The sequence below is a fragment of the Bradyrhizobium sp. B025 genome, from assembly GCF_042257955.1.
Lineage (GTDB): Bacteria > Pseudomonadota > Alphaproteobacteria > Rhizobiales > Xanthobacteraceae > Bradyrhizobium > Bradyrhizobium diazoefficiens.
Genome location: NZ_CP170150.1, coordinates 3554926 through 3581526, shown reverse-complemented (window position 1 = coordinate 3581526; position 26601 = coordinate 3554926). Strand labels below are relative to the sequence as shown.

The following is a 26601-nucleotide window of genomic DNA, read 5'->3' as shown; positions in this document are numbered from 1 at the left end:
TGAGATCGCCGGAGACCGAGAATGAGCAAACCTTTCCTGTTGACAGTGCATCGCTGGATCACGCTGGTCTTCGCGCTGCCCCTGCTCGCGATCATCGCCACCGGACTGATTCTGTCCTTCGAGCCGCTGGTGCAAGTCAGTGGCATCCGTGGTCCGGCGATCGACGCCGGGCGCATTGTCGAGCTGGTGAAACGGTATGATCCGGATAGCAAGGCGCGCGGGCTTTCGGTCAATGCCGCGAGCCAGCGCATGACGCTGCAAGGCGCCGGCACCTCGGCGATCGATCTCGCAACGGGCGAGCCCGCTGCCGCGGGCTCCAGCCTCCCTGATCTCTTCCTGTGGGCCCGCGTCACGCATGAACGGCTGCTCGGCCAGGCGTGGCTGGTGACAAGCTCGACCATCGCCATGGTGTCCCTGATGGTGCTCGGCCTCCTCATGGGACTGCCGCGCCTGCGCAATTCGCTGTCCGGATGGCACAAGGGCACCGCATGGTTTGCGTTGCCGCTGATCCTGCTGAGCCCGCTGACCGGCCTGTGCATGGCATTCGGCCTGACGTTCCAGAGCGGCGCCGTTCCAGCCGGCGGTGGCGGACGTCCCGTTACCCTGCCCGATGCTGTTCGCATGGTCGCAGATTCGCACGAGCTGTCGCATGTGATCTCGATCGGCGTGCGCGGCGGTCGCATGATGGCGCGGATCTATGAGGACGGGGAGCTGCGCGCCTATGCCGTCAATTCATCCGGCGTCACACCGCTGCCGCGCAACTGGCCGCGCCTGATCCATGAGGGAAACTGGTCGGCCCTAATCGCTTCGCCTCTCAATGTCATCACCTCGATCGCGCTTCTGACGCTGTTGTCGACCGGCCTGCTGATCTGGGCGCGGCGGAAGCTGCGCAAGCCACGAGCGCGATCGAACAAGCAACCTAGCACAACCGTTGCCAAGGCCGCCTGATCGGAGAAAGCGTTCAACTGCGCAAGCCGGCCCGGCTGAGCTTCTCGCATCTCGTCGAGAAGGATGGTCACCGGCCCTTCCCTCGTCGCGCAGCACGATGCAGCATTCCCCTCGTGCAACGGTCGCCGGATCGCGCTAGTCTGCCGCACCCATGACCAGACGTACCGGCAGCGCCGATCTTCCTCTCCACACCGGACGGGTTCCGCCGTGGCTCGCGAGCCGCATGGCCTCGCTTGGCGCGATCGTCACGCAGGCGATCGTGCATCATTACGGCCGCGATGCATTTCTCCAGCGGCTGTCGCATCCGTTCTGGTTCCAGTCGTTCGGTGCCGTAATGGGGATGGACTGGCACTCCTCGGGGATCACCACCTCCGTGATCGGCGCGCTGAAGCGCGGGCTCGGCCCGCTGCAGGACGAACTCGGGATCTATGTTTGCGGTGGCCGAGGCCAGCATTCGCGCAAGACGCCGGACGAGCTGTTGCAGCTCGGCGAGCGCGTCGGCTTCGACGGCGTAAAGCTCACCCGCGCCAGCCGGCTGGTCGCGAAGGTGGACAGCGCGGCCGTGCAGGACGGCTTCGACCTCTATCTCCATGGCTTCTTCGTCACGGCCGACGCCAAGTGGACGGTGGTGCAGCAGGGCATGAACGGCGACAAGCGGCAGGCCCGCCGCTATCACTGGCATTCCGAGGCCTTGAAGAGTTTTGTCGACGCGCCGCACAGCGCGATCGACGGGCCGCAGCAAGGCGAGATCGTCAATCTCACCGACCACCGCGCCGATATCTCGCGCAGCGCGCAGCTCGAACTCCTCGGCGATCTCGGTCCCGATCGCATCGTCGCCGAATTCGAGCGGCTCACCGGAGCCGCACCCGAACCGGCGCAGGCGATGCTGCCGCACCTGATCATGCCCGCGCATCACGATGTCAGGCCCAAGGACGTGTTCGCGCGGCGGCTGCACGGCACGCTGGCTGCGGCCGCCGAGCGTGGCCCCGTCGACTTCCCGGAGCTGTTGCTGACGCCGGGCGTCGGCGCCCGCACGGTGCGTTCGCTGGCGATGGTGGCCGAGGTCGTGCACGGCGCCCCCTATCGCTTCAACGATCCCGCCCGTTTCTCGCTCGCTCATGGCGGCAAGGATCGGCACCCCTACCCCGTCCCGATCAAGGTCTATGACGAGACCATCCGCGTGCTGAAAGGCGCGATCCAGAACGCAAAACTCGGACGCGAGGAAGAGATGCAGGCGCTCAGGCGTCTCGACGACCAGGCGCGACGGCTGGAGCGGACCGCGCGTGGACCGTCGGTCGAGGCTTACATCGCCGGCGAGCGCGCGGCCTCTCCCGAGCTCGACGGCCGCTCCGTCTTCGGCTGGGAGCGCGATCTCGTCGCTTCGAAGAAATCGGCCGGCTCCTGAAGCTGCCGCTCGGGGCTCTCGCCTAGTCTTCAGCCTCCTCGTCGTCGAGCAGCCGGTTGGCCGAATGATCCTGGTACTGCTCCGTCTGGATGAATTTTCCGTCCATGCCGCGAATGTCGGAATGTTGCGCCTTGTCGCGGTTCGACAGGATCATGTTGTCGCCGACCTTGTCCTTTGCGATGTCCGTGAGTGCGCCAGTCCCCGCACCCTTGCCGCGCGCACCTGATCCGATATGCGTCTTGCCGCCGTTGGGCATGGACTGCTCCCTTGCTGCTGCGTGCATTGGGGCAACGCCTGCGCGACGGAGATTGTTTCGCGCTCCGCGTAAGATGATGCGCGCCATTGTTCCCGGCACGGCGTGCGCGGCGTCAGTCCGCGAGCAACGGCTCGGCGGCGGCACCACGGCTCGGCCTGCGGTTCCCGCCGGCAACGACAGGCAATCGCGCGATCGCCCGCATACCCGGCCGCTTGCGCCAGTGGATTTGCGCGGGGTCCACGGAGAGCTCGAGTTTCGGCCATCGCGCAAGCAGCGCCTGCAACGCGCAAGTCGCCTCGATCCGCGCAAGCTGGTGGCCGAGACAGAAATGAATTCCCGTTCCGAACGACATGTGGCGGTTCGGCTTGCGCGTAAGGTCGAGCCGCTCCGGGCGATCGTGCACCGCCGGGTCCATATTGGCGGCGGCAAGCATGACCATGACACGGTCGCCCTTCTTCAGCCGTACGCCCGCAAGCTCGACATCCCGCCGCAGATAGCGCGGTTTGGAAAACTGCACGGGCGAGACGAAGCGCAGGAATTCCTCGACGGCGAGTGAGATGCGGCTCCAATCCTCCTCCAGCCAGTCGCGCAAGCCCGGATTCCTGAGCAGCTCGTAGACCGAACCGCTGATCAGATGCGTGGTGGTCTCCGAGCCTGCCGCGAGCAGCAGGAACACCATCGACACCATTTCGTCCGGCGTGATCTGGCCGCCCTCGCGCTCGACCTGGACCAGCTCGGCGATCAGGCCCTCGCCGCCCCGCACGCGCGCGATCTGCAACTGCCGTTCGAGGTAGGCGCGCATCTTGCGGAACGCGAACAGCAGGCGGAAGATGCTGACGACATTCGTCAGCGACGACATCTTGTTGGCCCAGGCGATGAATCTCGGGCGATCGGCCGCGGGCAGGCCCAGCAGCTCGCAGATCACCGACACCGGCAGGATGCGGGCGTAACACTGGACGAGGTCGGCCGGGCTGCCATCGGCAAACAGGTCGTTCGCCAAACCGTCGGCGATGGCGCGAATGCGTGGCTCCATCGCCACGATCGCGCGGCGGCGAAATGCCTCGTCCACGATGCTGCGCAGCCGCGTGTGATCGGGCTCGTCCATGGTCAGCATGTTGTTGGCGATGGTGGTGACGAGCTTCGGCATCCACCAGCGCAGGCCGGCAACTTTGCCGTCCTCCTTGCGCAGCGTGAAGGTGGTGCCGTCCTTCAGGACCTCAGCGGTGGCGTCATGGGTCGTGGTGATCCAGACATCGCCGACGAGAGGAAATCGCGTCGCAACCACGGGGCCCGAGGCGCGCAGCGCCGCGATCGCCGCGGGCGGATCGCGAAAGAAGGCCTCGCTGGTGAAATCGAGGCGCGGTGCCATGGGATCACCGGATTGGTTGGTGGCGTCTCAACCAGATGGTGCGCGAGGGCCCACGTGCAAGGGCCGGAACCGGTGCTGGCTGCGCCAGCGCGATGCTCGCGACCAGAGCCTATCCGCGGCCCGGCGAGCGCGGCCCGGTCTTGCGTTGCTGCTGATTGGTGTAGGCGTCCCAATGGCTCCAGCTGCCGCTGCTGAGACTTTGCAGATCGGTGGTAAGCGGACGGCGCGTGCGCTTGTCGTAATCGGCGATCGCGCGTTCCGACTGCGCGATCTTGCGCTTCAGTTCCGCGACCGCCTTCTGGGTCTGGCCGTTCCGCTTCGACGAGGCGATCTCGCCCATCGTGAAGCGCGCCGTCTCGAGCGCCTTCAACTCGGCGCGGTTCTTCTTCAACTGAACCCGGTGCCAGGCGATGTTGCTGTCGCTGTCCGCAACCATGTGGGAACTCCGCTGATTCGTTCCCACAGTGTATCGCGCGCCGAATCGGCGCCGCAACGGGCGCCGCGCGGCGAAAATACGGTCTTATTGCGCAAGAATTCCGCGTCTAGCGCTCGGCGAAAGCCTTTTCGACCACGAACTGGGCCGGTTCGCCGTGATTGCCCTCGATGAAGCCGCGCTCGCCCAGGAGCACGCGGGTGTCCGCGACCAGCGCCGGGCTGCCGCAGATCATGACGCGGTCGTGCGCGGCCTCCAGCGCCGGCAGGCCGATATCGCTGAACAGCTTGCCCGAGGTGATGAGGTCGGTGATGCGGCCGCGGTTGCGGAAGGGATCGCGGGTCACCGTCGGGTAGTAGATAAGCTGGCTCTGGATGTACTCGCCGAGCAGCTCATCTTTCGGCAGATGCTCGGTGATCATCTCGCCATAGGCGAGTTCCTTGACGTGGCGGCAACCGTGCAGCAGCACCACCTTCTCGAAGCGCTCGTAGGTCTCGGGGTCCTTGATCACGCTCAGGAACGGAGCGAGGCCCGTGCCGGTGCCGATCAAATAGAGGTTGCGGCCCTCTTCCAGATTGTCGATCACCAGCGTGCCGGTGGCCTTGCGGCTGACGATGATCTCGTCGCCTTCCTTCAGGTGCTGGAGCCGCGAGGTCAGCGGGCCGTCCGGCACCTTGATCGAGAAGAACTCCAGCGTGTCCTCGTAATTGGCGCTGGCGACGCTGTAGGCCCGCAGCAGCGGCTTCTCGCCGACCTTGAGCCCGATCATGGTGAATTCACCGTTGCGGAAGCGGAAGGTCGGGCTGCGGGTGGTCTTGAAGGAGAACAGCGTGTCGGTCCAATGGTGGACGCTCAAAACGCTTTCCTGGTTGAAATTGCTCATCTCACCCTTCCGTGTCGCTACGTTGCGGTTCCGAGGCGGTCAGCTATGCGTCGTTAGTACACGATCATTCGTGTACTAATGAATAATCCGGCTTGATCCCTTGGTCAAGGCTGCCCAAGATCGACAGCGTTGCAGTTAAGGAAAAGGACCCCTTCCATGGCGCATGACGCACCCCAGGCCACCGGGCCCTCGAAGCTCGTGATCCGCAATATCGGCCTGATCCTGTCGGGCGCGCTGGAAAAGCCGATCCTGGACGGCGACACCATCGTCGCCGAGAACGGCAAGATCACCGCGATCGGCCGCTTCAAGGATCTCGACACGGAAGGTGCGACCACCATCGTCGATGCCAACGGCACCACGGTCACCCCCGGCCTGATCGACAGCCATGTCCACCCCGTCGCCGGCGACTGGACGCCGCGCCAGAACCAGATCAACTGGATCGACAGCTCCCTCCATGGCGGCATCACCACCATGATCTCGGCAGGCGAAGTGCACATGCCGGGCCGCCCCCGCGACGTGGTGGGGCTGAAGGCAATGGCGATCTTCGCCCAGCGCGCGTTCTGGACGTTGCGTCCGGGCGGCGTGAAGGTTCATGCCGGTGCGCCGGTCATCGAATGCGAGATGGTCGAAGAAGACTTCAAGGAATTGGCCGCCGCCGGCGTCAAGCTGCTCGGCGAAGTCGGCCTTGGTGGCGTCAAGGACGGACCCACTGCGCGCAAGATGGTGGGTTGGGCGCGCAAATACGGCATCCAGAGCACGATCCACACCGGAGGCCCCTCGATCCCCGGCTCCGGCCTGATCGACAAGGACGTGGTGCTGGAGGCCGACACCGACGTGGTCGGCCACATCAATGGCGGCCACACCGCCCTTCCCGACGACCAGATCCGCTGCATCTGCGAGGGCTGCAAGCGCGGGCTCGAGATCGTTCATAACGGCAACGAGCGCTCGGCGCTCTACACGCTGCGCATCGCGCGCGAAATGGGCGACCTGCACCGCGTCATCCTCGGCACCGACGGGCCGGCCGGCTCCGGCGTGCAGCCGCTCGGCATCTTGCGCATGGTCTCGATGCTGTCCTCGATCGGCGAGCTACCGGCCGAGATCGCCTTCTGCCTCGCCACCGGCAACACCGCGCGGATGCGGCAGCTCGATTGCGGCCTGATCGAGGTCGGCCGCGCCGCGGATTTCGTCATCATGGACAAGGCGCAGCACTCGCCGGGCAAGAACATCCTGGAGAGCGTCCAGCTCGGCGACCTCCCCGGCATCGGCATGACCATCATCGACGGCATCGTCCGCACCCAGCGCAGCCGCAACACGCCGCCGGCCGGCAAGGTGCCGGAAGTGGTGGCGAAGTGACGGCACTTGCCGTCATTCCGGGGCGCGCGAGAGCATGAACCCGGAATCTCGAGCAACAATCTCCGGATTCCGGGTTCACGCGCGGCGCGCGTGCCCCGGAATGACAGCCAATTTCACCGCAACTTGCTCAACAGCGCCATCAGCATCTCGCGCTCCTTGGCGTCGAGCGGCGCCAGCGTCTCGCGGGTGATGGCGAGCGCATTCGGCGCCAGTTTCTCGGCTAGCTGCTGACCGGCACGCGTCAGGCTCACCAGCAGGCGTCGCCCGTCCTCGGGATCCTGGCTGGTTTCAGTCAGGCCGCGCGCCGTCAGGCGGTCGATCACGCCCTTGATGGTCGCGACGTCCATCGCGGTCAGCCGTCCCAGCTGGTTCTGCGAGCACGGCCCGGTCTCGGCGAGCTTTGACAGCGCCGCCCATTGCGTCGGCGTCAGATTGGTGCCGATATCGCGGGAGAAGATCGAGCTGTGGCGCTGCCAGACCTGGCGCAGGATGAAGCCGACCTGCTCGTCGAGCACGTAAGGCGGCTTTGCCGGTTTGACGCTCTTCTTCGCCGCAACGCTTCTCGCCATCCGCTCCCCGACCTTCCCTTTGCCGTCACAACGACAGATGCGCGTCGCGGATGTCCGGACGCGCGTCGAGCTCGGCCATGGTGCCGCCGAAGCAGATGCGGCCGCGCTCGATGATATAGGCGCGATCGGAAATCAACCGCGCGAAATGCAGATTCTGCTCGGAGACGACGATGCTGACGCCCTCCTTCTTCATGGTCAGGATGGCATCGACCATCTGTTCCACGATCTTCGGCGACAGGCCTTCCGACGGCTCGTCGAGCAGCACCAGCGACGGGTTGCCCATCAGCGTGCGCGCGATGGTGAGCATCTGCTGCTCGCCGCCGCTCATGCGGCCGCCCGGGCGGTTCTTCATCTCGCCGAGGTTCGGAAACAGCGTGAACAACTTGTCGCGCGTCCAGTAGGGCGCATTCGGGCGCTTCGGCTGCCGGCCGACTTCAAGATTCTCCTCCACCGTCAGATCGGTGAAGATTCGCCGCTCCTCCGGCACGTAGCCGAGCCCCTCGCGCACGATCTCGTGCGTCGGCCGCACCGACACGTCCTTGCCCTCGAACATGATGCGGCCCGAGCGCTGCGCCACGAGGCCGACGATCGAGCGGAACGTCGTCGACTTGCCGGCGCCGTTGCGGCCCAGCAGCGCCACCACCTCGCCCTCGCCGACCTCGAAACCGATGTCGAACAGGATATGCGCCGGGCCGTAATGGCTGTTGAGGTCCTGCACCGTGAGTTTCATGCCGAGGCTCCGTCGCGATGGCGGGCATCGTAGACGAGCCCCTCGCCGAGATAGACCGCCTGCACCTGCGGGTTGCCACGCACCTCGGCGGGCGAGCCCTCGGCGATCAGCGTGCCGCGGTTGAGCACGATGATGCGGTCGGCGTGCTCGAACACCACGTCCATGTCGTGCTCGGTGAAGAGCACGCCGATCGATTTCTCCCGCGCGATTTGAGCGGTCAGTCGCATCAGATCGACTCGCTCGCGCGGCGCCATGCCGGCGGTCGGCTCGTCCATCAGCAAGAGTTTCGGCTGGTTGGCGAGCGCGACCGCAAGCTCGAGCCGCTTGAGGTCGCCATAGGCGAGCTCGCCGCAGGGACGATCCGCATAGCCGCTCATGCCGACCAGCTCGAGCAAGCGGCCGGCTTCGCCACGATCGAACTTCGGCGCCGAGCCCCAGAGATTGAACAGCTGCTTCCCGTGCGAGATCAGCGCAACCTGCACGTTCTCGCGCACCGTCATGGTCGCGAACGTCGCGGTGATCTGGAAGGTACGCCCCACCCCGAGTCGCCAGATCTCGCGCGGCTTCTTGCCGGTGGTTTCTTCGCCAAGCAGGCGGACCTGGCCGGAATCCGGCTTGTTCTGGCCGTTGAGCATGTCGAAGCAGGTGCTCTTGCCGGCGCCGTTCGGGCCGATCAGCGCCAGGATCTCGCCGGCGCGCAGCGAGAACGAGACGCCGCGCACGGCATGGATGCCGCCATAGGATTTGGTCAGGCCTTCGACCGCGAGAAGTGGGGGTGCGACGCTCATTCGGCGGACTCGATCGGCTTGGCAAGCAAGGGAGATCCCGGCGGCGATGTCTTCCTGCGACGCTGCGCCAGCATCTCCAGCATGCCGACGATGCCCTTGGGGAAGACGACGACGATCAGCACGATGAAGCCGCCGAGCACGAGCTTCGACAGGTCGGTCTGGCTGACCAGCCAGATGTTGAGCGCCTTGTAGACGATGGCGCCGATCACCGCGCCCGACACCGTCTCGACGCCGCCGAGCAGCACCATCACCAGCGCGTCGACCGAAAGCGAGATGCCGAGATTGTCCGGGAAGACGCTGCCCTTGAGATAGGCGAACAGCGCGCCGCCGATGCCGGCGGTCGTGCCCGCGATCACGAAGGCGGTCCACTGGATGCGCTTGGCGTTGATACCGATCGCTTCGCTGCGCAGGAGCGAGTCGCGCGTGGCCCGCAGCGCGTAGCCGAACGGCGAGAACACCATGGCCCGCAGCGCGAACGTGACGAGCGCCGCGACGCCGAGCGCCAGCCAATAGAAGTGCGACGGGCTCGCCGCCCATTTTTCCGGCCAGACGCCCAGAATGCCGTTGTCGCCGCCGGTGACGCTCACCCATTGGAACGCGATCGACCAGACGATCTGCGCAAAGGCGAGTGTCAGCATCGCAAAGTAGACGCCGGAGAGCTGCACGGCGAAGAAGCCGAACACCGCGGCGCCCATGCAGCCGAGCAGCGGCCCGAGCAACAGGCAGACGATCATCGGCAGTCCGGCCATCTTGGCGAGGAAGGCGATGCCGTAGGCGCCGAGGCCGAAATAGGCGGCGTGGCCGAAAGACGCGAGTCCCCCGACCGACATCAGGAAGTGCAGGCTGACGGCGAAGATCACGAAAATCGCGATCTCCGAGCCGACGGTCAGCGCGTAGTTGCCGGCGAACAGCGGCAGCGTTGCGGCAATGACGAGCGTTGCCAGCGCGGCCAGCCGCTCGTTCGACGACAGCGGCCGCCAGGGATTGACGGTAAGACCCGGCGTCTTGCGCGCGGCCGCCTCCGGCTTACCGAACAGGCCCCAGGGGCGGACGATCAGCACCACCGCCATCACCAGGAAGACCAGGATGATGGAGATCTTCGGGAAGATCAGGATGCCGAAGGCGTTGAGCTCGGAGACCAGCACCGCCGCGACGAAGGCGCCGACGATGCTGCCGAGACCGCCGATCACGACCACGACGAAGACCTCGACGATGATGCGCAGATCCATCGCGTGATGCACGGCATCGCGCGGGATCTGGAGCGCGCCGCCGAGCGCTGCGAGGAAGACGCCGACCGCAAACACCGACGTGAACAGCCATTTCTGATTGACGCCGAGAGCCGCGACCATGTCGCGGTCCTGCGTTGCCGCGCGCACCAGCACGCCCCAGCGCGTGCGCTGGAACAGCAGCCAGAGAATGCCGAGCACGACCGGGCCGAGCCCGATCAGGAACAGGTCATAGCTCGGGATATTCTGGCCGAAGAAATCGATCGCGCCCTTGAAGCCCGGCGCGCGGCGGCCGACGAGATCGTCGGGCCCCCAGATCAGCACGACGAGGTCCTCGACCATCAGGGTCAGGCCGAAGGTCGCGAGCAGCTGGAATAATTCGGGCGCATGATAGATGCGGCGGAGCAGCACCATCTCGACGATGACGCCGATCAGCGCCACGGCCAGCGCGGCCGCGACGATACTGCCCCAGAAACCGAATGCGCCCGAAAGCCGCTCGGTCAGCGTGAAGGCGATGTAGGCGCCGATCATGTAGAAGGCGCCATGCGCGAAATTCACGATCCGCGTCACGCCAAAGATGATCGACAGGCCCGAGGCCACCAGGAACAGCGACGCTGCGCTGGCGAGACCGGTCAGAAACTGTACGACATAAAAGGCCATCGGCGGTCCGGGTTCAGGTGTTGCTTCACCTCTCCCCGCTTGCGGGGAGAGGTCGAATTGCGGAGCAATTCGGGTGAGGGGGAGTCTCCGCGAGCTCGATGGTTACCTCCCTCGCGGAGGCTCCCCCTCACCCCGACCCTCTCCCCGCAAGCGGGGCGAGGGAGAAGAAAGAGATCAGTCCTTCGGCCGCAGCTTCTCGACTTCGGCATCGCTGGGCAGATAGTCCGCGCCCTTCTTGTAAGAAGAGTCCACCATCACGCCCTTGCCGTCCTTCAGCGCGGTCTTGCCAACGTAAGCGCCGAGGGTCGACTGGTGGTCGATCCTGCGGAAGGTGATCTCACCGAACGGCGACGGCATGGACAGGCCCTCCGCCGCGGCAATCAGCTTCTCCGGATCGGTCGAGCCGGCCTTTGCCAGGATCGCGGCCGCCGACTTGATGGTCTGGTAGCCGACGATCGAGCCGAGACGCGGATAGTCGTTGTACTTGGCCTGGTAGGCCTTCAGGAACGCATCATGCTCGGGCGTCTTGATCGAGTACCAGGGATAGCCGGTGACGATCCAGCCCTCCGGCGTCTCGTCCTTGAGCGGATCGAGATATTCGGGCTCGCCGGTCAGGAAGGACACGACCTCGCGCCCCTTGAACAGGCCGCGGGTGTTGCCTTCGCGCACGAGCTTCACGAGGTCGGCGCCGAAGGTGACGTTGAGGATCGCCTCGGGATTGGCCGCGGCAACCGCCTGCACCACCGGACCCGCATCGATCTTGCCCTGCGGCGGCCACTGCTCGTCCACCCACTGGATGTCGGGGCGCTTCTCCGACATCAGCTTCTTGAACACGGCAACCGCCGACTGGCCGTACTCATAGTTCGGCGCGATCGTCGCCCAGCGCTTTGCCGGCAGCTTGCTGGCTGCTTCCACCAGCATCGCGGCCTGCATGTAGTTCGAGGGCCGCAGGCGGAAGGTGTACTTGTTGCCCTTCGACCAGGTCACGGCGTCCGTCAGCGGCTCGGCCGCGAGGAAAAACACCTTCTTCTGGTTGGCGAAGTCGCTGACGGCCAGACCGATGTTCGACAGGAACGTCCCCGTCAGCATCGCGACGCCCTCGCTCGACACCAGCTCGTTGGCCGCAGTCTGCGCATCCGCCGGCTTGCCGCCGTCGTCCTTGGAGACGACGACGAGCTTCTTGCCGTTGATGCCGCCGGCCGCGTTGATCTCTTCCACGGCGAGCTGCCAGCCCTTGCGATAGGGCTCTGTGAAGGCCGGCAGCAGCGAGTAGCTGTTGATCTCGCCGATCTTGATGTCCTGTGCCACGGCCGAATGAGCCATGCCGCCGGCCAGAAGCGCGAAGGCCGCGCCCACAAAATAGTTTCTCGCTCGCATCCCAACCTCCAGTTTTGAACTCTCTACGTCTTCAGCGTGATCTTGTCGGGGAAGCAGTGCCCGCCTCCCCGGTTCAAACTCTATCTCAGACCGTCCTCGCCCTTGATCTCCGCAACCGTCAGCCCGCCGACACGCGGCAGCGGACGGCCGCTGTCGGTAACGGCGACCGCGACCATGATCTCGTTGGCGCGCGGCGCGTCGTTGATCTGTACTTCCATGCCGTCGAAGTGGCTGCGCACGAAGGCCGCATCCTTGTGACCCAGGGGGATATCGAGCGTCGTGCCGGGGCCGCTGCGCTTCTTCGACGAAGGGATCAGCGCTGCGCCCTTGCTCAGAACCTTCCGCACCGGCGCGCCCATCTTCGGGTGAAGGATCGCTGCCGCATGCTCCAGTTCGCCGTTCTCACCGACGGCCGCCGCCTTGCCGTAGCTCTGCACCTTCGCCCCGTCGATCCCGAGCGCCGCGACTGCGCGCTTCGACAGCAGTTCGCCGAGCTCCTCGCCGATCGCGATCAGCGGCGCGAGATCCTCGACATATTGTCCGGCAAAGGGATTTTCGATCACGGCGATGGCCGCGGCGCGCCGGGTCGGCGGCGAGACCTGGCGGCCCATCTCCATTTGCGTCTCTTCGACGACGGTGACGATCTTGCGGATGATCGCGCTCATGATTGTTTCCCTTGGGCTCTTCCCTGCTCAGGCATGAACCGCGTTCTCCAGCACAGACGGGCGCGATCGTTGCCGTTCAATATCTTTTGTTCCGATGACGAGCATATCACCACTGAGCTGCAACACGGCACCCTCGATCAATCCGCGATCGAACAATTGCCGTGCACATTCCGCGCCAGATTCCAGCGCGGCCGAAATCTCGGTCGGTGACAATTCGCCGACGTTGCGGGTGACAAGACGCGCGCCGAGATCGCTGTCGGGCTGAAGCTCGTTCGCGGGCTGCCGGACGATGGCGGGATGCCCGGGCAGATCGACGGCGTTGGCGATGATCGTGGCCGCCGCATCGGCCTGCGCGGCCGTTGCCGCCAGCACCGTCACGGCGTCGGCAATGCCGAGCGAAAAGCTGCGGCCGTGGCGCCCGCTGGTCGCGATCCCCCGCACGGGATCATCAGCATCGACCTTCATTCTCCGCATCACGCCGTCGCGATCGGGCCGGTCCATCAGGCCGACCGAAAAATGTTCGCCTCGCGCAAGATGCAGCGCGATGTCGCCGCCATTGTTGACATAGGCCTGGTCGAGCGACGCCGCGTTCAGCATTGCGCCCAGAATCTCCTCGGCCACGCTGCCCGCCACCGCGGCCATCGGCGTGATGAAGCAATCGGGGGCATAGGGCGCAACGGCGGCATACATGCGGCGCGCAACGGCGCCCTTCAGTGGGCACGCTCCGGGTTCCGCTGCCTTGCGCAGCTCCGTCAGCTCCACGCAGAGCTCATCGAGCAGTCCGGTGAAGCGGCGCGCTGCGGCGTCATAGGCCGCACGCACCTCGCCCGGCCCCCCCCTCGCTTCGACGATCAGATCAATCGGCCCATCCTGCAAATGCAGCCGCCGACCATCAGACAGCAATGCGATTTGCGGGAGCCGTGTCATGCCCGGGGCCCTGGAATCGGGTTCTGCCAGGGCAACTGGCGGACATCCTCGCCGTTCTGTACTTCCGAGAGCGGCTTGACGTAATCCATGTGTCCACCGAGCGCGGCGTAGTCGGACAGCTTCATCGTGAACTCGATCGGCGCGACCAGCGCCGGCGTCGGCACATAGCCGAACGCGCCTGAAGGCATCTGCGTCACGTCGACCATGTAAGTGATGCCGCCGCCGGGCCAGACATAGACTGGTGCGCCGCCGCTGGTGACACGTGTCAGCGCGTCCTTCACCGAGCGCGTCAGCCGCACCGGATTGTCGGTGACGCCCGCACGCAGCGAGCCGCCCGCACCGGCCATGAACAGCACGGTGCACAGCGCCGGCTCGCAATTCTCCTGGATGCGCTCGACCGAGAACTTCAAATCGGCCGGCATCTCGGTCTCGACCGGCTTCAGGGCCTCGTCGAGCACGTAATAGGACGAATGCTCGCCCGTCGTGGAAACCATCAGCATGGAGAGGCCAGGCTTGGCCTCCTTCGCATCGAACGGTCCGAGGATCGCGAGCGGATCGGAAATGTTGGTGCCGCCCCACCCCGTGCCGGGATCGGCGACCTGGAAATAGCGGCCGGGCGTCGAGCGCCGGCCCTTCATCTTGATGCCGGTGTCGGCGATGTCGAGCAGCTTGCCGGCCTGGTGCTCTGAGAGCACGCCGGTGATGTGGTCATCGACGACCACGACCTCGTCGACCTTGCCATGCCATTGCTTGGCGAACATGCCGATCGTCGCCGAGCCGCAGCCGACGCGCATGCGCTCTTCTTTCGCGCCGTTGACGATCGGCGGCTGGCCGGCCTGCACCACCACCGTGGCGCCGCCGTCGATGGTGAGCTCGACCGCCTTGCAATTGGCGAGGTCCATCAGCGTATCGCAGGTGACGCGGCCCTCCTTCTTGGAGCCGCCGGTGAGATGATGCACCCCGCCGAGCGACAGCATCTGCGAGCCGTATTCGCTGGTGGTGACGTGGCCGACCGCCTCGCCCTGCGCGCGCACGGTCGCGGTCTCCGGGCCCAGATAGCGGTCGGTGTCGACCTTCACCTTGATGCCGCAATAGGAGAAGATTCCCTCGGTGACGACGGTCACCATGTCGACGCCGTCGACTTCCGCAGAGACGATGAACGGTGCCGGCTTGTAGTCCGGATAGGTCGTGCCCGCACCGATCGCGGTGACGAAGGTCGAGGGTTCGTGGACGATCTTGCCGTCCCAGTCTTCCGTGCGGCTGAACGGCACGAGCTTGCCGCCATGCGAAACGGTGCGCTCCAGGATCACGTGCGGATCGACGCGAACGAGCTTGCCGTCGTGATTGGCATAGCGATCGCAGGCGCCCGCCGCGCCCGGCTTGATGTAGCACATCACCGGACAGGCATCGCAGCGGATCTTGTCGGTGGCGGCGCTCGTCGTTTCAGTCACCATGTGCAAGCCAGCGGACACTGCGGTTATCATTCGTATACGAACGATGTTGCGCGCGGTCCCGGTAGCTGTCAAGCGGCGGCGCGCGCGAAAAGATGCGCTGCCGAATAAAACCTCATTTGCCTGCCGCCTTTGTCCACAAAGCGGGCAGTCGCGCTGCACTGCGGCATGGCCGCTTGCACGTTTGTGTACAAACGGTATCGTCGCAACGTACAATTTTTGCGACCCGATCGTCGCGGGGCTTGGGAACAGGATGACGCAGACACCGATCCGCCTCACCGTGAACGGCAGGATCCACGAGATCACTGCAGAGCGCGCAACGCCATTACTCTATGTGCTGCGCAACGACCTCGCGCTCAACGGTCCGAAATATGGCTGCGGCCTCGGCGAATGCGGCACCTGTACTGTCCTGATCGACGGCGCCGCCGCGCGCTCCTGCGTCATCCCGGTCGGCGGCTGCGCGGGACGCGACATCGTGACGCTCGAAGGGCTCGGCACAAGCGACAAGCCTGATCCGGTGCAGCAGGCCTTCATCGACGAGCAGGCCGCGCAATGCGGCTACTGCCTCAACGGCATGATCATGACCACCAAGGCGCTGCTCGCGATCAACCCGCAGCCGACAGAACAGGAAGCGCTGGCGGCGCTGCGCTACAATCTCTGCCGCTGCGGCACGCATGTCGAAATCCTGCGCGCCGTGATGCGCGCATCGGGGCAGCTCACCGAGGCCGCGGACTGATGGCCTCCCCTGCCTCGAACGGAGCTGAGCGGCAATCAGGCTCGCTCGTCGTCGTCCGCACCGTGGACGAGATCACATCCGAGACCTTCGTCCGCATCACCGCAGACGGCTCGGTCACCGCTTACAATGGTCATGTCGATCTCGGCACCGGCATCCGCACCGCGCTCGGCCAGATCGTCGCCGAGGAGCTCGACGTGTCCTTTGCGCGCGTCGTCATCGTGCTCGGCGATACCGCTGTCGTGCCGAACCAGGGCGCCACGATCGCCAGTGAGACCATCCAGATCACTGCCGTGCCCCTGCGCAAGGCCGCGGCGCAGGCGCGCCACTTCCTGATCGCGCGCGCAGCCGAGCGGCTGGAGTTGCCGGAGGCCGACCTCAAGATCGAAGACGGCCTCGTGCGCGGGCACGACAACCGCAGCGTCAGCTATGGCGAATTGATCGGCGGCGAGACGATCCGGCTCGAGCTTGCCGACGACGTCGCCGTCAAGCCCGTCGGCGACTACGCCATCGTCGGCCAGTCGATGCCGCGGGTCGACCTGCCGGCGAAGGCCACGGGCGAGCTGACCTTCGTGCACGACGTCCGCCTGCCTGGCATGCTGCACGGCCGCGTCGTGCGTCCGCCCTATGCCGGCGTCGATGCCGGGCCGTTCGTCGGCACCAGCCTGCTCGCGGTCGACGAATCCTCGGTGCGCGACGTTCCCGGCATCATAGCCGTCGTGCACATCGGCGATTTCGTCGGAATCGTTGCCGAGCGCGAGGAGAATGCGATTCGCGCCGCGGAGCAGCTCAAGGTGAGCTGGAAGCCGACGCCCACCCTCACCGACCTCGCCGATGTCGAGACCGCGTTGCGCGCCAATCCGTCGACGCCGCGGACGTTGATCGACAAGGGCGACGTCAATGCGGCGATATCAGGCGCCGCCAAGCCGATGCAGCGCACCTATGTGTGGCCGTACCAGATGCATGCCTCGATCGGCCCGTCCTGCGCGGTCGCCGACTTCCAGAGCGGCAACATCCGCGTCTGGTCGGGCACGCAGAATCCGCATCTGCTGCGCGGCGATCTGGCGCTGCTGATCGAGCGCCCCGAGAGCGAGATCGAAGTCATCCGGCTGGAGGCCGCCGGCTGCTACGGCCGCAACTGCGCCGACGACGTCACCGCGGATGCGCTGCTGCTGTCGCGCGCGGTCGGCCGTCCGGTGCGCGTGCAGCTGACGCGCGAGCAGGAGCACGCCTGGGAGCCCAAGGGCACCGCGCAGCTCATCGACGTCAATGGCGGCCTGAACGCCGACGGCGGCGTCGCGGCTTACGACCTCGCCACGCGCTATCCCTCGAACGCCGCGCCGACGCTGGCGCTGCTGCTGACCGGTCGCGTCTCGCCCGATCCGGCCGTGCTCCAGATGGGCGACCGCACCGCGATCCCGCCCTACGACTACGACCACATGCGCGTCGTCGCCCATGACATGGCGCCGATCGTGCGCGCGTCCTGGCTTCGCGGCGTCTCGGCGCTGCCGAACACGTTTGCGCATGAATCCTACATCGACGAGGCCGCAACGGAAGCCGGCGTCGACCCGATCGAATACCGGCTGCGCTACCTGAAAGACCAGCGCGCCGTCGATCTCGTCAATGCGGTGGCCGAGCGCGCGGGCTGGACGCCGCGGCCGGTCCGCGAAGAGAAGGACGGCGAGGTCGTGCACGGGCGCGGCTTTGCCTATGCGCTCTATGTCCACAGCAAGTTTCCGGGCTATGGCGCGGCGTGGTCGGCCTGGGTCGCCGACGTCGCCGTGAACAAGACGACCGGCGACGTCAGCGTGACGCGCGTCGTCGCCGGGCAGGACTCCGGTCTGATGATCAATCCGGACGGCGTGCGCCACCAGATCCACGGCAACGTCATCCAGTCCACCAGCCGCGCGCTGATGGAGGAGGTCTCGTTCGAGCGCGGTGCGGTGGCGGCGCGCGAATGGGGCGCCTATCCGATCATCCCCTTCTCCGACGTGCCCAAGATCGACGTCTTGATGTTGCCGCGGCCGGACCAGCCGCCGCTCGGCGTCGGCGAGTCCGCCTCGGTGCCGAGCGCGGCGGCAATTGCGAATGCGATCTTCGATGCCACCGGCGTGCGCTTCCGCGAGCCCCCGTTCACGCCCGAGCGCATCCTCCGGGGCCTGCACGGCGACGCGCCGGCCGCGCCGCAGGCCCTGCCCGCTCCCGCAGCGCCGCAGCCATCGCGCATCTGGCAGAATCCGTTCGCCAGGCGCGCCGGCATCTTTGCGACCATTGCCGCCGTCTGCACCGCCGCGATCGGCGTTGGCGCCGCCCTCTTGCCCGGGCGCGCCATCGCGCCGATCGCGCGGCCCGATGCATCGGTCTATTCCGCGGCAACCATCGCCCGCGGCGCGCAGCTTGCCGCGCTCGGCAATTGCGCGGAGTGCCACACCACGATCGGCGGTGCGCCCAACGCCGGCGGCCGCGCGCTTGCGACGCCGTTCGGCACGATCTACGCGACCAACATCACGCCCGACGTCGAGACCGGCATCGGCGCCTGGTCCTATCCCGCCTTCGAGCGCGCGATGCGCGACGGGCAGCATCGCGACGGACGGCAGCTCTATCCCGCCTTCCCCTACACGCATTTTTCGAAGACCAGCGAGGCCGACCTCCAGGCGCTCTACGCCTATCTGATGGCGCAGCCCGCGGTGCGCGCGACGCCACCCGCGAACACGCTCGCCTTCCCGTTCAACATTCGCCCGCTGCTCGCGGGCTGGAACGCGCTGTTCCATCAGACGAAGGACTTCAAGCCCGATCCCGCGCAGTCCGCGCAGTGGAATCGCGGCGCCTATCTGGTCGAAAGTCTCGGCCATTGCAGCGCCTGCCATTCGCCGCGCAACGCGCTCGGCGCCGAGCAGCGCGAGGCCTATCTCGCCGGCGGCTTTGCCGAGGGTTGGGAGGCGCCGCCGCTGACGTCGCTGTCGCAGGCACCGATCCCCTGGAGCGAGGAGGAGCTCTACGCCTATTTGCGCACCGGCCAGTCGCGCTATCACGGCGTCGCCGCCGGCCCGATGGCGCCTGTTGTCAGGGATCTCACGGCCCTGCCCAACCAGGACATTCGCGCGATGGCCGTCTATCTCAACTCGTTCAACGACGCCGCCACCGAGGCGCCGGATGCGCTTGCCGCCAGGCTCGAGAGCGCAACGCAAGTCACCACCGCCGCCTCCACCGGCGCGCGGCTCTATCAGGGCGCCTGCGCCGTCTGCCACGAGGTCGGCGGCCTGCCGCTGTTCGGCAGCCGGCCCTCGCTCGCGCTCAACAGCAATCTGCACAGCGGATCACCGGACAATCTCGTGCAGGTGATCCTGCACGGCATCGCCGAGCCCGCATCGAGCGATCTCGGTTACATGCCCGCCTTCAGGAACAGCATGAGCGACGCGCAGATCGAGGAGCTCGTCACGTTCCTGCGCAGGCAGTTCGCCCCCGACAAGCCGGCCTGGACAGGCGTGCACGAAACGATCGCACGCGTGCGATCGCCTGCCCACTGAATATTATGCGTGCTTCTTCACTTCCACCGGCGGCGTGCCGTGGGTGTGGAAGGACTCGATCGTCTTCAGGCCCCACGCCTGGCCCTTCTTGCGCTCCTCTTCCGTCCACACGATCGGCTTCCAGTCGGGCGCGAGGATGAGGCGCGCGCCGGCATTGGCGACCTCGACGCGGTTACCGCCGGGCTCGTAGACATAGAGGAAGAAGGTCTGCTGGATCGCGTGCTTGTGCGGACCGGTCTCGATGTGGATGCCGTTCTCCAGGAAGATATCCGCCGCGCGAAGAATCTCCTCGCGGCTGTCGAGCGCGTAGGTGACGTGGTGGAAGCGGCCTGGCGTGCCGGAATGGTCGAGCGAATAGGCGAAGTCGTAGCTCTTGTTCGACATCGTCAGCCACATCGCCGCTTCCCGACCGTCGTTGAGCACGATCTGCTCGGTGAGCCGGCAGCCGAGATAGTTCTCGAAGAACTCGCGGTTGGACTTGATGTCGACGGCGAGGCAGTTGAGGTGGTCGAGGCGGCGGACATTGACGCCGCGGGCGGGAAAACGCTGCGCCTGGTTCTTCAGCGCGGGCTTCAGCTCCGGCGGCGCCTGATACCATTCGGTCTCGTAATAGAGCTCGACGATGTGACCGTCGGGATCGCGGCAGCGGAAGGTCGGCCCCTGCCCCATGTCGCCGTCGATCCAGCCGATGTCGAACCCGGAGCCCTTGAGGGCGGCGACGCGGCGCTCCAGCGCCTGCTGGCTGCGCGCACGCAGCGCCATGTGCTCCATGCCTGAGGTCTTCGACGCCGTGAGCTTGAGCGAATAGCGCTCGTAATCGTCCCAGCCCCGCAGGTAGACCGACTCGCCCTTCCGGCCGCTGATTGTCATGCCCATCACGTCGACGAAGAATTTCAGGCTCTCGTCGGGCTTGGGCGTCAGCAGCTCCATATGGCCGAGATGGGCAAGATCGAGGATCGGTTCGGGCTGCATGCTTTCCTCCTGGCGTGGCTGCGATCCGCAGGAACCGGATCGCGCATTCGGGCACAGGGCCGCAATTGGCTCACGCGCCCGGAGGCGGCACCGAGGCCGCGGGTTCATTTGTACTAATGTACAAATGATTAGGTCCCGTCAACAAACCAACCCTTGCATCCCGGACCGAATGGCGCCCCGCGCTTGAGCAGAACCATCCCCGAACGGCGGACGGACTGCCCGAATGGTAAAATCTTCCCTAATTCGATCGAAAGCCTGCTGGCCCCAAAAAGCAGCACTTTCCGGCCGTTTCCGCCCACAGATATGCATCAGGAACGAATCTATCGGCCGAATTGTCGCGGATTTAACGAAGCGGCCGCGGCTGCCGTTTAACCGTTTGTGCAGCCGCGGCCGCGCATAGTCCGGTGCAACCCCCGTGCTCTTGCCAGGTTCATTCATCGTGACATCCTTTGGACGCGTGATTTCGGTACGTGGATCGCTCGCCCGGGTCGGGCTTCTGGCGGCAAGCCAGATGCCGATCTCGGAGGTTCGGGCGACCGTCGGCCGTTTCGTCAGCATTCGCTGCGCCAGCTCGGTCATCGTCGCGATGATCACCGAGGTCTCCTGCGAGAATCTGTCGAGCGCCGACAATTACATCGCCATCGCCTCGGTCGACCTGCTCGGCGAGATCCTCAACGCCGCCGACAAGGCCAAATTCCAGCGCGGCGTCACCAATTATCCGACCATCGGCGACGCGGTCGACCTGATCACGAGCCAGGAGCTGCGCACGATCTACGCGCCGACCGGATCGGACCAGATCAACGTCGGCTTCCTCCAGCAGGACCGCTCGGTGATCGCCTATGTCGACGTCGAGGAAATGCTGTCCAAGCATTTTGCCGTGCTGGGATCGACCGGCGTCGGCAAATCGACCGGCGTCTCGCTGCTGCTCAACGAGATCCTGAAGGCGCGCCCGAACCTCCGCATCTTCCTGCTCGACGTGCACAACGAATATGGCCGCTGCTTCGGCGACCGCGCGCTGGTGCTGAACCCGCGGAACCTGAAGCTGCCGTTCTGGCTGTTCAACTTCGAGGAAATCGTCGACGTGCTGTTCGGCGGCCGCGCGGGCGTTCCGGAGGAGCTCGACATCCTCGCCGAGGTGATCCCGCTCGCCAAAGGCGTCTACACCCAATACCAGAACGCCGACCGCATCGGCCTCAAGCGCATCGACCCCAAGCAGATCGGCTACACGGTCGACACACCGGTGCCTTATCGTCTCGTCGATCTGATGTCGCTGATCGACGAGCGCATGGGCAAGCTCGAAAACCGCTCCTCGCGCATCATCTATCACAAGCTGATCTCGCGTATCGAGGCGGTGCGCAACGATCCGCGCTACGCCTTCATGTTCGACAACGCCAATGTCGGCGGCGACACCATGGCCGAGGTGATCAGCCACCTGTTCCGCCTGCCCGCCAACGGCAAGCCGATGACGGTGATGCAACTCGCCGGCTTCCCGGCCGAAGTGATCGATTCCGTCGTCTCGGTGCTCTGCCGCATGGCCTTCGACTTCGGCCTGTGGAGCGACGGCGTCTCGCCGCTCTTGTTCGTCTGCGAGGAAGCGCATCGCTACGCCTCCGCCGACCGCAATGTGGGCTTCGGGCCGACCCGTAAGGCGGTGTCGCGCATCGCCAAGGAAGGCCGCAAATACGGCGTCTATCTCGGGCTGATCACCCAGCGTCCGGCCGAGCTCGACGCCACCATCATCTCCCAGTGCAACACGCTGTTCACGATGCGTCTTGCCAACGAGCGCGACCAGGCGCTGCTGCGCGCCGCGGTGTCGGATGCGGCCGCGAACCTACTCTCCTTCGTACCCTCGCTCGGCACCCGCGAGGTGCTGGCGTTCGGCGAAGGCGTCGCACTGCCGACGCGCTTGCGCTTCAAGGAGGTGCCGCCGCACCAATTGCCGCGCGGCGAAGCCACCATCAGCAGCGTGCCGTCGGTGACCTCCGGTCACGACATGCATTTCGTCAGCGCCGTGCTCGAGCGCTGGCGCGGCGCCACCTCGCAGCGCGACGTGCCGAACGACCCGGTGTTCCAGGCGCCACCCGCGAAGACGCTCGGCACCGCCGAAGCCCCGATGCTGCAGCCCTCGATGGGCCTCGATCCCGACCGCTTCTCGCTGTTGAAGAAGCCGCTGCGGTAAGGCCACGCGCCACCCACTTCGTCATTGCGAGCGCAGCAAAGCAATCCAGAATCCCTCCGCGGAAACACTCCGGATGGCTTCGCTGCGCTCGCAATGACGGAGCAAGGTGAATGAGCGCCATTCCCCAATGCGCATCCAAACCGCAGATGCGCCGTCGCGCCGCGCCAACCGGTGCCCTGTGGCACGTTGAGCCCCGCGTCCGCATCGACTATGGTTGCCGGCCCCAAGCCGGAATCCATGCTCATGACAAAAACAGCCGCGCAACGCTTCCCAGCTCCCGCCCTCGACACCCTGCCCGACGACATCCGCACGCGCCTTCTCGCCGTGCAGGAGAAGAGCGGCTTCGTGCCGAACGTCTTCCTCACGCTGGCCTACCGTCCGGACGAGTTCCGCGCGTTCTTCGCCTATCACGACGCGCTGATGGAGAAGGACGGCGGCCTCACCAAGGCCGAACGGGAGATGATCGTGGTGGCGACCTCGGCGGCCAACCAGTGCCAGTATTGCGTGATCGCCCATGGTGCTATCCTGCGCATCCGCGCCAAGAACCCGCTGATCGCCGACCAGGTCGCGGTGAACTATCGCAAGGCCGACATCACGCCGCGGCAGAAGGCGATGCTCGACTTCGCGATGAAGGTCTCGGCCGACGCGCAGCGCATCTCGGAGGAGGATTTCGCCGCGCTTGCGCCGCACGGCTTCAGCGACGACGACATCTGGGACATCGCCGCGATCTCGGCCTTCTTCGCGCTGTCGAACCGGCTGGCGAACTTCACCGGCATGCGGCCGAACGACGAGTTCTACTTGATGGGCCGGCTGCCGAAGAAGTGAATGACGCGGTGACTGACGGGCAATGACCGTGCTGAACTGGCCCGAGATCCTTCTGCGCCTCGGCGTCGCCACGCTCGCAGGCTGCGCCATCGGCCTCAATCGTGACCTGCACGGCAAGCCGATCGGGCTGAAGACGCTCGGCATCGTCGGGCTCTCGACCGCAACCGTCGTATTGCTGGCCGTGCAGTTCGCCGAGGCGGGCAAGATCACCGATGCGGCAAGCCGCGTCATCCAGGGCATCCTCACCGGCATCGGCTTCCTCGGTGCCGGCGTCATCGTCCACGAAAGCGACAGGTTTCGCGTCCGCGGCCTGACCAGTGCCGCCTGCACCTTCCTCGCCGCCTGCCTCGGCATCGCCTGCGGCGTCGGCCAGTGGCCGATCGTCGGAACGGCGCTGACACTGGCCTTCCTGATTCTCACCGTCGGCAACCGCGCCGAGCACTGGCTGCACCGGATGCTCAGCGCCAGGGACGAGACGCACGAAACCGATGCGCCGCCGAAGACGCGCTCCCCGGATGAGAGCTAGAACCGAAGCCGCCGCGCCCACAGCGGTTTCAGCAATTCGAGCACCGTCAGCACCAGCAGCCCCGCGCCGAGCGCGATCATCAGATCGTCCGCATGCAGCGGACCAAAGCGGAACAGGCTGGAGGCCGGCGGCCAGAGCAGCGCGGTGGCGAGAACGAGAGCCACCCCCGCGAAGATCCAGGTCAATGCGGGATTTGGACGGAAGAATGCGGACGCGAACGATGCGCTGAAGGACCGATTGACCAGGACCAGAGCGACAATGCAGACGACGAGCGTCACGAAGGCGAGCGTCCTCGCCTCGTCGGCGACGAGGCCGGAGCGAAGCGCGCCGACGAATATGATGGCGGTCAGGGCAAATGCGAGGGCACCCTGAAGCACGCTCCAGCCAACCAGTGCCCACGAGAACAGCGCGGCATCAGGCCGCCTCGGCGGACGCGTCATCGCATCGCGCTCGTCCCGCTCCGCCTCGAACACCAGCGAGCATACGGGGTCGATGATCAGCTCCAGAAATGCGATGTGCACCGGACTGAAGATCAGCGGCAGCCCGAAGACCAGGGGCAGCAGCGCAAGTCCGGCGATCGGCACATGAACGGCGAAGATGAAGGCCATCGCCTTCCGCAGATTGTCGTAGATGCGGCGGCCCAGACGAATAGCCGACACGATCGAACCGAAATCGTCGTCGAGCAGCACGATCGCCGACGCCTCTCGCGCGACGTCGGTCCCGCGCCCTCCCATCGCGATGCCGATGTGGGCGGCCTTGAGCGAAGGCGCGTCGTTGACGCCGTCGCCGGTCATCGCCACGATCTCGCCGTTGAGCTTCATCGCCTGGACGATGCGCAGCTTCTGCTCCGGCAAAACCCGGGCGAACACGTTGACATGCCCGACGCGTTTCGCAAGCTCCGGATCATCCGCCAGCCTGACCTGATCGCCGGTCATGACGTCACGGACGTCGAGTCCGGCCTGGTTCGCGATGGCAACGGCGGTTGCCGGATAATCGCCCGTGATCATGACGACGCGGATCCCCGCCGCGCGGCATTCGCGAACCGCCTCCGGGACATGGGGCCGCAGCGGATCGGCAAGCCCGACCAGGCCGACAAATCGAAACGCGAAATCCTCCTGGGTCGGCGGGAGTGAAGACTCATCGCAGGCGGCAACGGCCATCCCCAACACGCGAAGCCCGTCCCTCGCCATCGCGCTGGCGGCATCTCGCACCGAATCCTGATCAGCAGCGTTCATCCTGCACAGGCGCGCGATCGCCTCGGGCGCGCCCTTGGCGCATGCGACGAGGTCCGCCCGGCCGGCCGTGCGCCAGACCTGCGTCATGGCCAGCAGCTCGGGGCGCAGACCGTAGGTACGCACCAGCGTCCGGTCGCCGTCCGGCGCATCGCCTCCCCGCAAGGCGTCCTGCGCGAACAGATGCAGAGCCTTCTCCATCGGGTCGAACGGTTCCGGAGAGCTCGCCAGGGCACCGCAACGCGCCAGCTCGATGAATTCAGGCCTGGCGTCATCCCGCCCGGCGCTCTCCGGACGCATGCGTGCCCCGTCGAGCAGCCGCAACTCCGCGACGGACATCTGGTTCTGCGTCAGTGTCCCGGTCTTGTCGGTGCACAGGACGGTCGCAGAGCCCAGGACCTCGATGGCTGCGGCCCGCCGCGTCAGGACGCGCGCCTGCGAAATCCGCCAGGCTCCCATCGCCATGAAGACCGTGAGCACGACGCCAAATTCTTCCGGCAACATCGCCATGCCGATGGCGATGCCCGCAAGCAGCGCTTGCAGCCAGTCCCCACGCAAGACTCCGTAGAGCGCGACGGCGGCCACGCTGACGACCGCGCCGCCGAGGAAGCAGAGCCGCACCAGTCTTGCGGTCTGTTGCCGAAGCCGGGGCGGCTCGGTTTGCAAGCCGCGCAGCGACAGCCCGATCTTCCCGATCTCGCTGCGCGGGCCGGTGGCCTCGACCAGCGCCAGCCCCTCGCCCCGCACGACGAGAGAACCGGAATACACGAAGGGCTGATCCTCGCCGCCCGGCCGCTGATCGGCTGACATGGCCTTGCCGGCAGCCCGCTTGCGGACGGGCACCGACTCGCCGGTCAGCAGCGACTCGTCGATCTGCAGATCGCGCGCGTCCACCAGCGCGGCGTCGGCCGGAATCCGGTCGCCTTCGCCGAGGACGAGCAGGTCGCCGCGCACGACCTCGCGGCCCGGGATGCGCCGACGCGCACCGTCCCGCACCACGAGCGCGCGCGGGCTGCTCAGGTCGCGCAAGGCTTCCAGAACGCGCTCGGTCCGGGTCTCCTGCACCACCGTGATCACGATCGACATCGCACCGAAGACCAAGAGGATCAGCGCTTCCCTGAGATCGCCGAGCACGAGGTAGACCAGCCCACCGCAAAGCAGCAGCACGAGCATCGGCTCGCGCAGCACTTCCATGACGATGCGGAGCGGACTGCGTCGTTCGGGCCGAGGCAACTCGTTGGCGCCGTCCTCTTCCAACCGCGCCCGAGCCTCGGCCTCGCTCAGCCCGGCCGGTCGTTTGGCTTCCGTGGCGCTCACGTCTTCCGCCGCAGGCTCCAGAGACTTCCGGCGAGCAGGACGGCCGTCACGAGCAGTATGGCGACGAAGGTCTGGATGATTGTGAAGTTTAGCGCATCACGCGCGACGAACAGCGCGGTGATGGCTCCGGCCAGGACAAACAGAATGCGAAGGATCAGGCTCATCGTCGCGTCTCCAGGTCGGCATGATCCGGAGCCCACCTGGCGACGCGGGAGCGCAATGCTGGTTCGGCTGTCATGCCGGCGGACCT

General features: G+C 66.1%; 23 protein-coding genes. 8 read left to right on the top strand and 15 right to left on the bottom strand.

Translation table 11 applies throughout. The annotated features are described in order from the left end of the window. Positions 1-21 precede the first annotated feature (21 nt). Both ACE10W_RS16310 and ACE10W_RS16305 read left to right on the top strand, forming a co-directional pair. Positions 22-948: a PepSY domain-containing protein gene (locus ACE10W_RS16310; protein WP_304552663.1), complete on the top strand. Its 927-nt coding sequence runs from the start codon at positions 22-24 to the stop codon at positions 946-948. 151 nt (positions 949-1099) lie between these two features. After that, complete coding sequence (locus tag ACE10W_RS16305) at positions 1100-2353, top strand: DUF763 domain-containing protein (protein WP_011086615.1); 1254 nt, start codon at positions 1100-1102, stop codon at positions 2351-2353. Positions 2354-2375: 22 nt separating this feature from the next. On the opposite strand, the gene ACE10W_RS16300 is transcribed toward ACE10W_RS16305, so the two are convergent. From ACE10W_RS16300 to ACE10W_RS16285, 4 genes are all read right to left on the bottom strand, one after another. Next, positions 2376-2609 carry a hypothetical protein gene (locus ACE10W_RS16300; protein ID WP_028170893.1) on the bottom strand — a complete coding sequence of 78 codons (234 nt, stop codon included), beginning with the start codon at positions 2607-2609 and terminating at the stop codon, positions 2376-2378. Positions 2610-2721: 112 nt separating this feature from the next. Then, entirely contained in the window at positions 2722-3978 is a 1257-nt protein-coding gene (locus ACE10W_RS16295) for a cytochrome P450 (protein ID WP_304552661.1), read from the bottom strand. Between the two features lie 109 nt (positions 3979-4087). After that, positions 4088-4414, bottom strand: a complete 327-nt coding sequence (locus tag ACE10W_RS16290; protein ID WP_028170891.1) for a hypothetical protein — start codon at positions 4412-4414, stop codon at positions 4088-4090. Between the two features lie 106 nt (positions 4415-4520). After that, the gene (locus ACE10W_RS16285; protein WP_011086612.1) at positions 4521-5294 is read right to left on the bottom strand and encodes a ferredoxin--NADP reductase; all 774 of its coding nucleotides are present in this window, start codon (positions 5292-5294) and stop codon (positions 4521-4523) included. A gap of 156 nt (positions 5295-5450) precedes the next feature. Between ACE10W_RS16285 and ACE10W_RS16280 the strand changes: the two genes are divergently transcribed. Beyond that, positions 5451-6647, top strand: a complete 1197-nt coding sequence (locus tag ACE10W_RS16280) for an amidohydrolase family protein (protein WP_304552658.1) — start codon at positions 5451-5453, stop codon at positions 6645-6647. A 113-nt stretch (positions 6648-6760) separates the two neighbouring features. Here the strand turns inward: ACE10W_RS16280 and ACE10W_RS16275 are convergent, their stop codons facing one another. From ACE10W_RS16275 to ACE10W_RS16240, 8 genes are all read right to left on the bottom strand, one after another. After that, positions 6761-7216, bottom strand: coding sequence for a MarR family winged helix-turn-helix transcriptional regulator (locus tag ACE10W_RS16275; protein WP_011086610.1), 456 nt, complete (start codon positions 7214-7216; stop codon positions 6761-6763). A 25-nt stretch (positions 7217-7241) separates the two neighbouring features. Next, the gene (locus ACE10W_RS16270) at positions 7242-7946 is read right to left on the bottom strand and encodes an ABC transporter ATP-binding protein (protein ID WP_011086609.1); all 705 of its coding nucleotides are present in this window, start codon (positions 7944-7946) and stop codon (positions 7242-7244) included. Beyond that, on the bottom strand, positions 7943-8734 hold the full coding sequence (locus ACE10W_RS16265; RefSeq protein WP_028170890.1) for an ABC transporter ATP-binding protein: 792 nt from the start codon (positions 8732-8734) through the stop codon (positions 7943-7945). Before ACE10W_RS16265 ends, ACE10W_RS16270 begins: the two co-directional genes overlap by 4 nt. Further along, the gene (locus ACE10W_RS16260; RefSeq protein WP_161535326.1) at positions 8731-10620 is read right to left on the bottom strand and encodes an ABC transporter permease; all 1890 of its coding nucleotides are present in this window, start codon (positions 10618-10620) and stop codon (positions 8731-8733) included. Before ACE10W_RS16260 ends, ACE10W_RS16265 begins: the two co-directional genes overlap by 4 nt. A gap of 174 nt (positions 10621-10794) precedes the next feature. Further along, positions 10795-11997, bottom strand: a complete 1203-nt coding sequence (locus tag ACE10W_RS16255; protein WP_304552651.1) for an ABC transporter substrate-binding protein — start codon at positions 11995-11997, stop codon at positions 10795-10797. Positions 11998-12077: 80 nt separating this feature from the next. Continuing rightward, complete coding sequence (locus tag ACE10W_RS16250; protein WP_011086605.1) at positions 12078-12662, bottom strand: amino acid synthesis family protein; 585 nt, start codon at positions 12660-12662, stop codon at positions 12078-12080. A 27-nt stretch (positions 12663-12689) separates the two neighbouring features. Beyond that, entirely contained in the window at positions 12690-13589 is a 900-nt protein-coding gene (locus ACE10W_RS16245) for a UPF0280 family protein (RefSeq protein WP_028170887.1), read from the bottom strand. After that, positions 13586-15043: a hypothetical protein gene (locus ACE10W_RS16240; RefSeq protein ID WP_028170886.1), complete on the bottom strand. Its 1458-nt coding sequence runs from the start codon at positions 15041-15043 to the stop codon at positions 13586-13588. Before ACE10W_RS16240 ends, ACE10W_RS16245 begins: the two co-directional genes overlap by 4 nt. Before the next feature lie 250 nt (positions 15044-15293). Here ACE10W_RS16240 and ACE10W_RS16235 point away from each other — a divergent pair, with 250 nt between their 5' ends. Both ACE10W_RS16235 and ACE10W_RS16230 read left to right on the top strand, forming a co-directional pair. Next, a complete protein-coding gene (locus ACE10W_RS16235) occupies positions 15294-15776 on the top strand; it encodes a (2Fe-2S)-binding protein (RefSeq protein ID WP_060911557.1) in 483 nt (160 codons plus the stop codon). Continuing rightward, complete coding sequence (locus ACE10W_RS16230; RefSeq protein WP_370204391.1) at positions 15776-19300, top strand: molybdopterin cofactor-binding domain-containing protein; 3525 nt, start codon at positions 15776-15778, stop codon at positions 19298-19300. The genes ACE10W_RS16235 and ACE10W_RS16230 overlap by 1 nt, the downstream gene beginning before the upstream one ends. A gap of 3 nt (positions 19301-19303) precedes the next feature. Here the strand turns inward: ACE10W_RS16230 and ACE10W_RS16225 are convergent, their stop codons facing one another. Continuing rightward, entirely contained in the window at positions 19304-20272 is a 969-nt protein-coding gene (locus tag ACE10W_RS16225) for a catechol 2,3-dioxygenase (protein ID WP_271556438.1), read from the bottom strand. A 439-nt stretch (positions 20273-20711) separates the two neighbouring features. On the opposite strand from ACE10W_RS16225, the gene ACE10W_RS16220 reads away from it, so the two are divergent. The 3 genes from ACE10W_RS16220 (at position 20712) to ACE10W_RS16210 (ending at position 23802) form a co-directional block, all read left to right on the top strand. Continuing rightward, a complete protein-coding gene (locus ACE10W_RS16220; RefSeq protein WP_028170883.1) occupies positions 20712-22451 on the top strand; it encodes an ATP-binding protein in 1740 nt (579 codons plus the stop codon). A gap of 243 nt (positions 22452-22694) precedes the next feature. Then, positions 22695-23276, top strand: a complete 582-nt coding sequence (locus ACE10W_RS16215; RefSeq protein ID WP_011086598.1) for a peroxidase-related enzyme — start codon at positions 22695-22697, stop codon at positions 23274-23276. Between the two features lie 22 nt (positions 23277-23298). Then, the gene (locus ACE10W_RS16210; protein WP_370204390.1) at positions 23299-23802 is read left to right on the top strand and encodes an MgtC/SapB family protein; all 504 of its coding nucleotides are present in this window, start codon (positions 23299-23301) and stop codon (positions 23800-23802) included. On the opposite strand, the gene ACE10W_RS16205 is transcribed toward ACE10W_RS16210, so the two are convergent. Both ACE10W_RS16205 and ACE10W_RS16200 read right to left on the bottom strand, forming a co-directional pair. Continuing rightward, a complete protein-coding gene (locus ACE10W_RS16205; protein WP_028170881.1) occupies positions 23799-26351 on the bottom strand; it encodes an HAD-IC family P-type ATPase in 2553 nt (850 codons plus the stop codon). The genes ACE10W_RS16210 and ACE10W_RS16205 overlap by 4 nt on opposite strands. Continuing rightward, positions 26348-26515, bottom strand: a complete 168-nt coding sequence (locus ACE10W_RS16200; RefSeq protein ID WP_165405372.1) for a hypothetical protein — start codon at positions 26513-26515, stop codon at positions 26348-26350. The genes ACE10W_RS16205 and ACE10W_RS16200 overlap by 4 nt, the downstream gene beginning before the upstream one ends. Positions 26516-26601 lie beyond the last annotated feature (86 nt).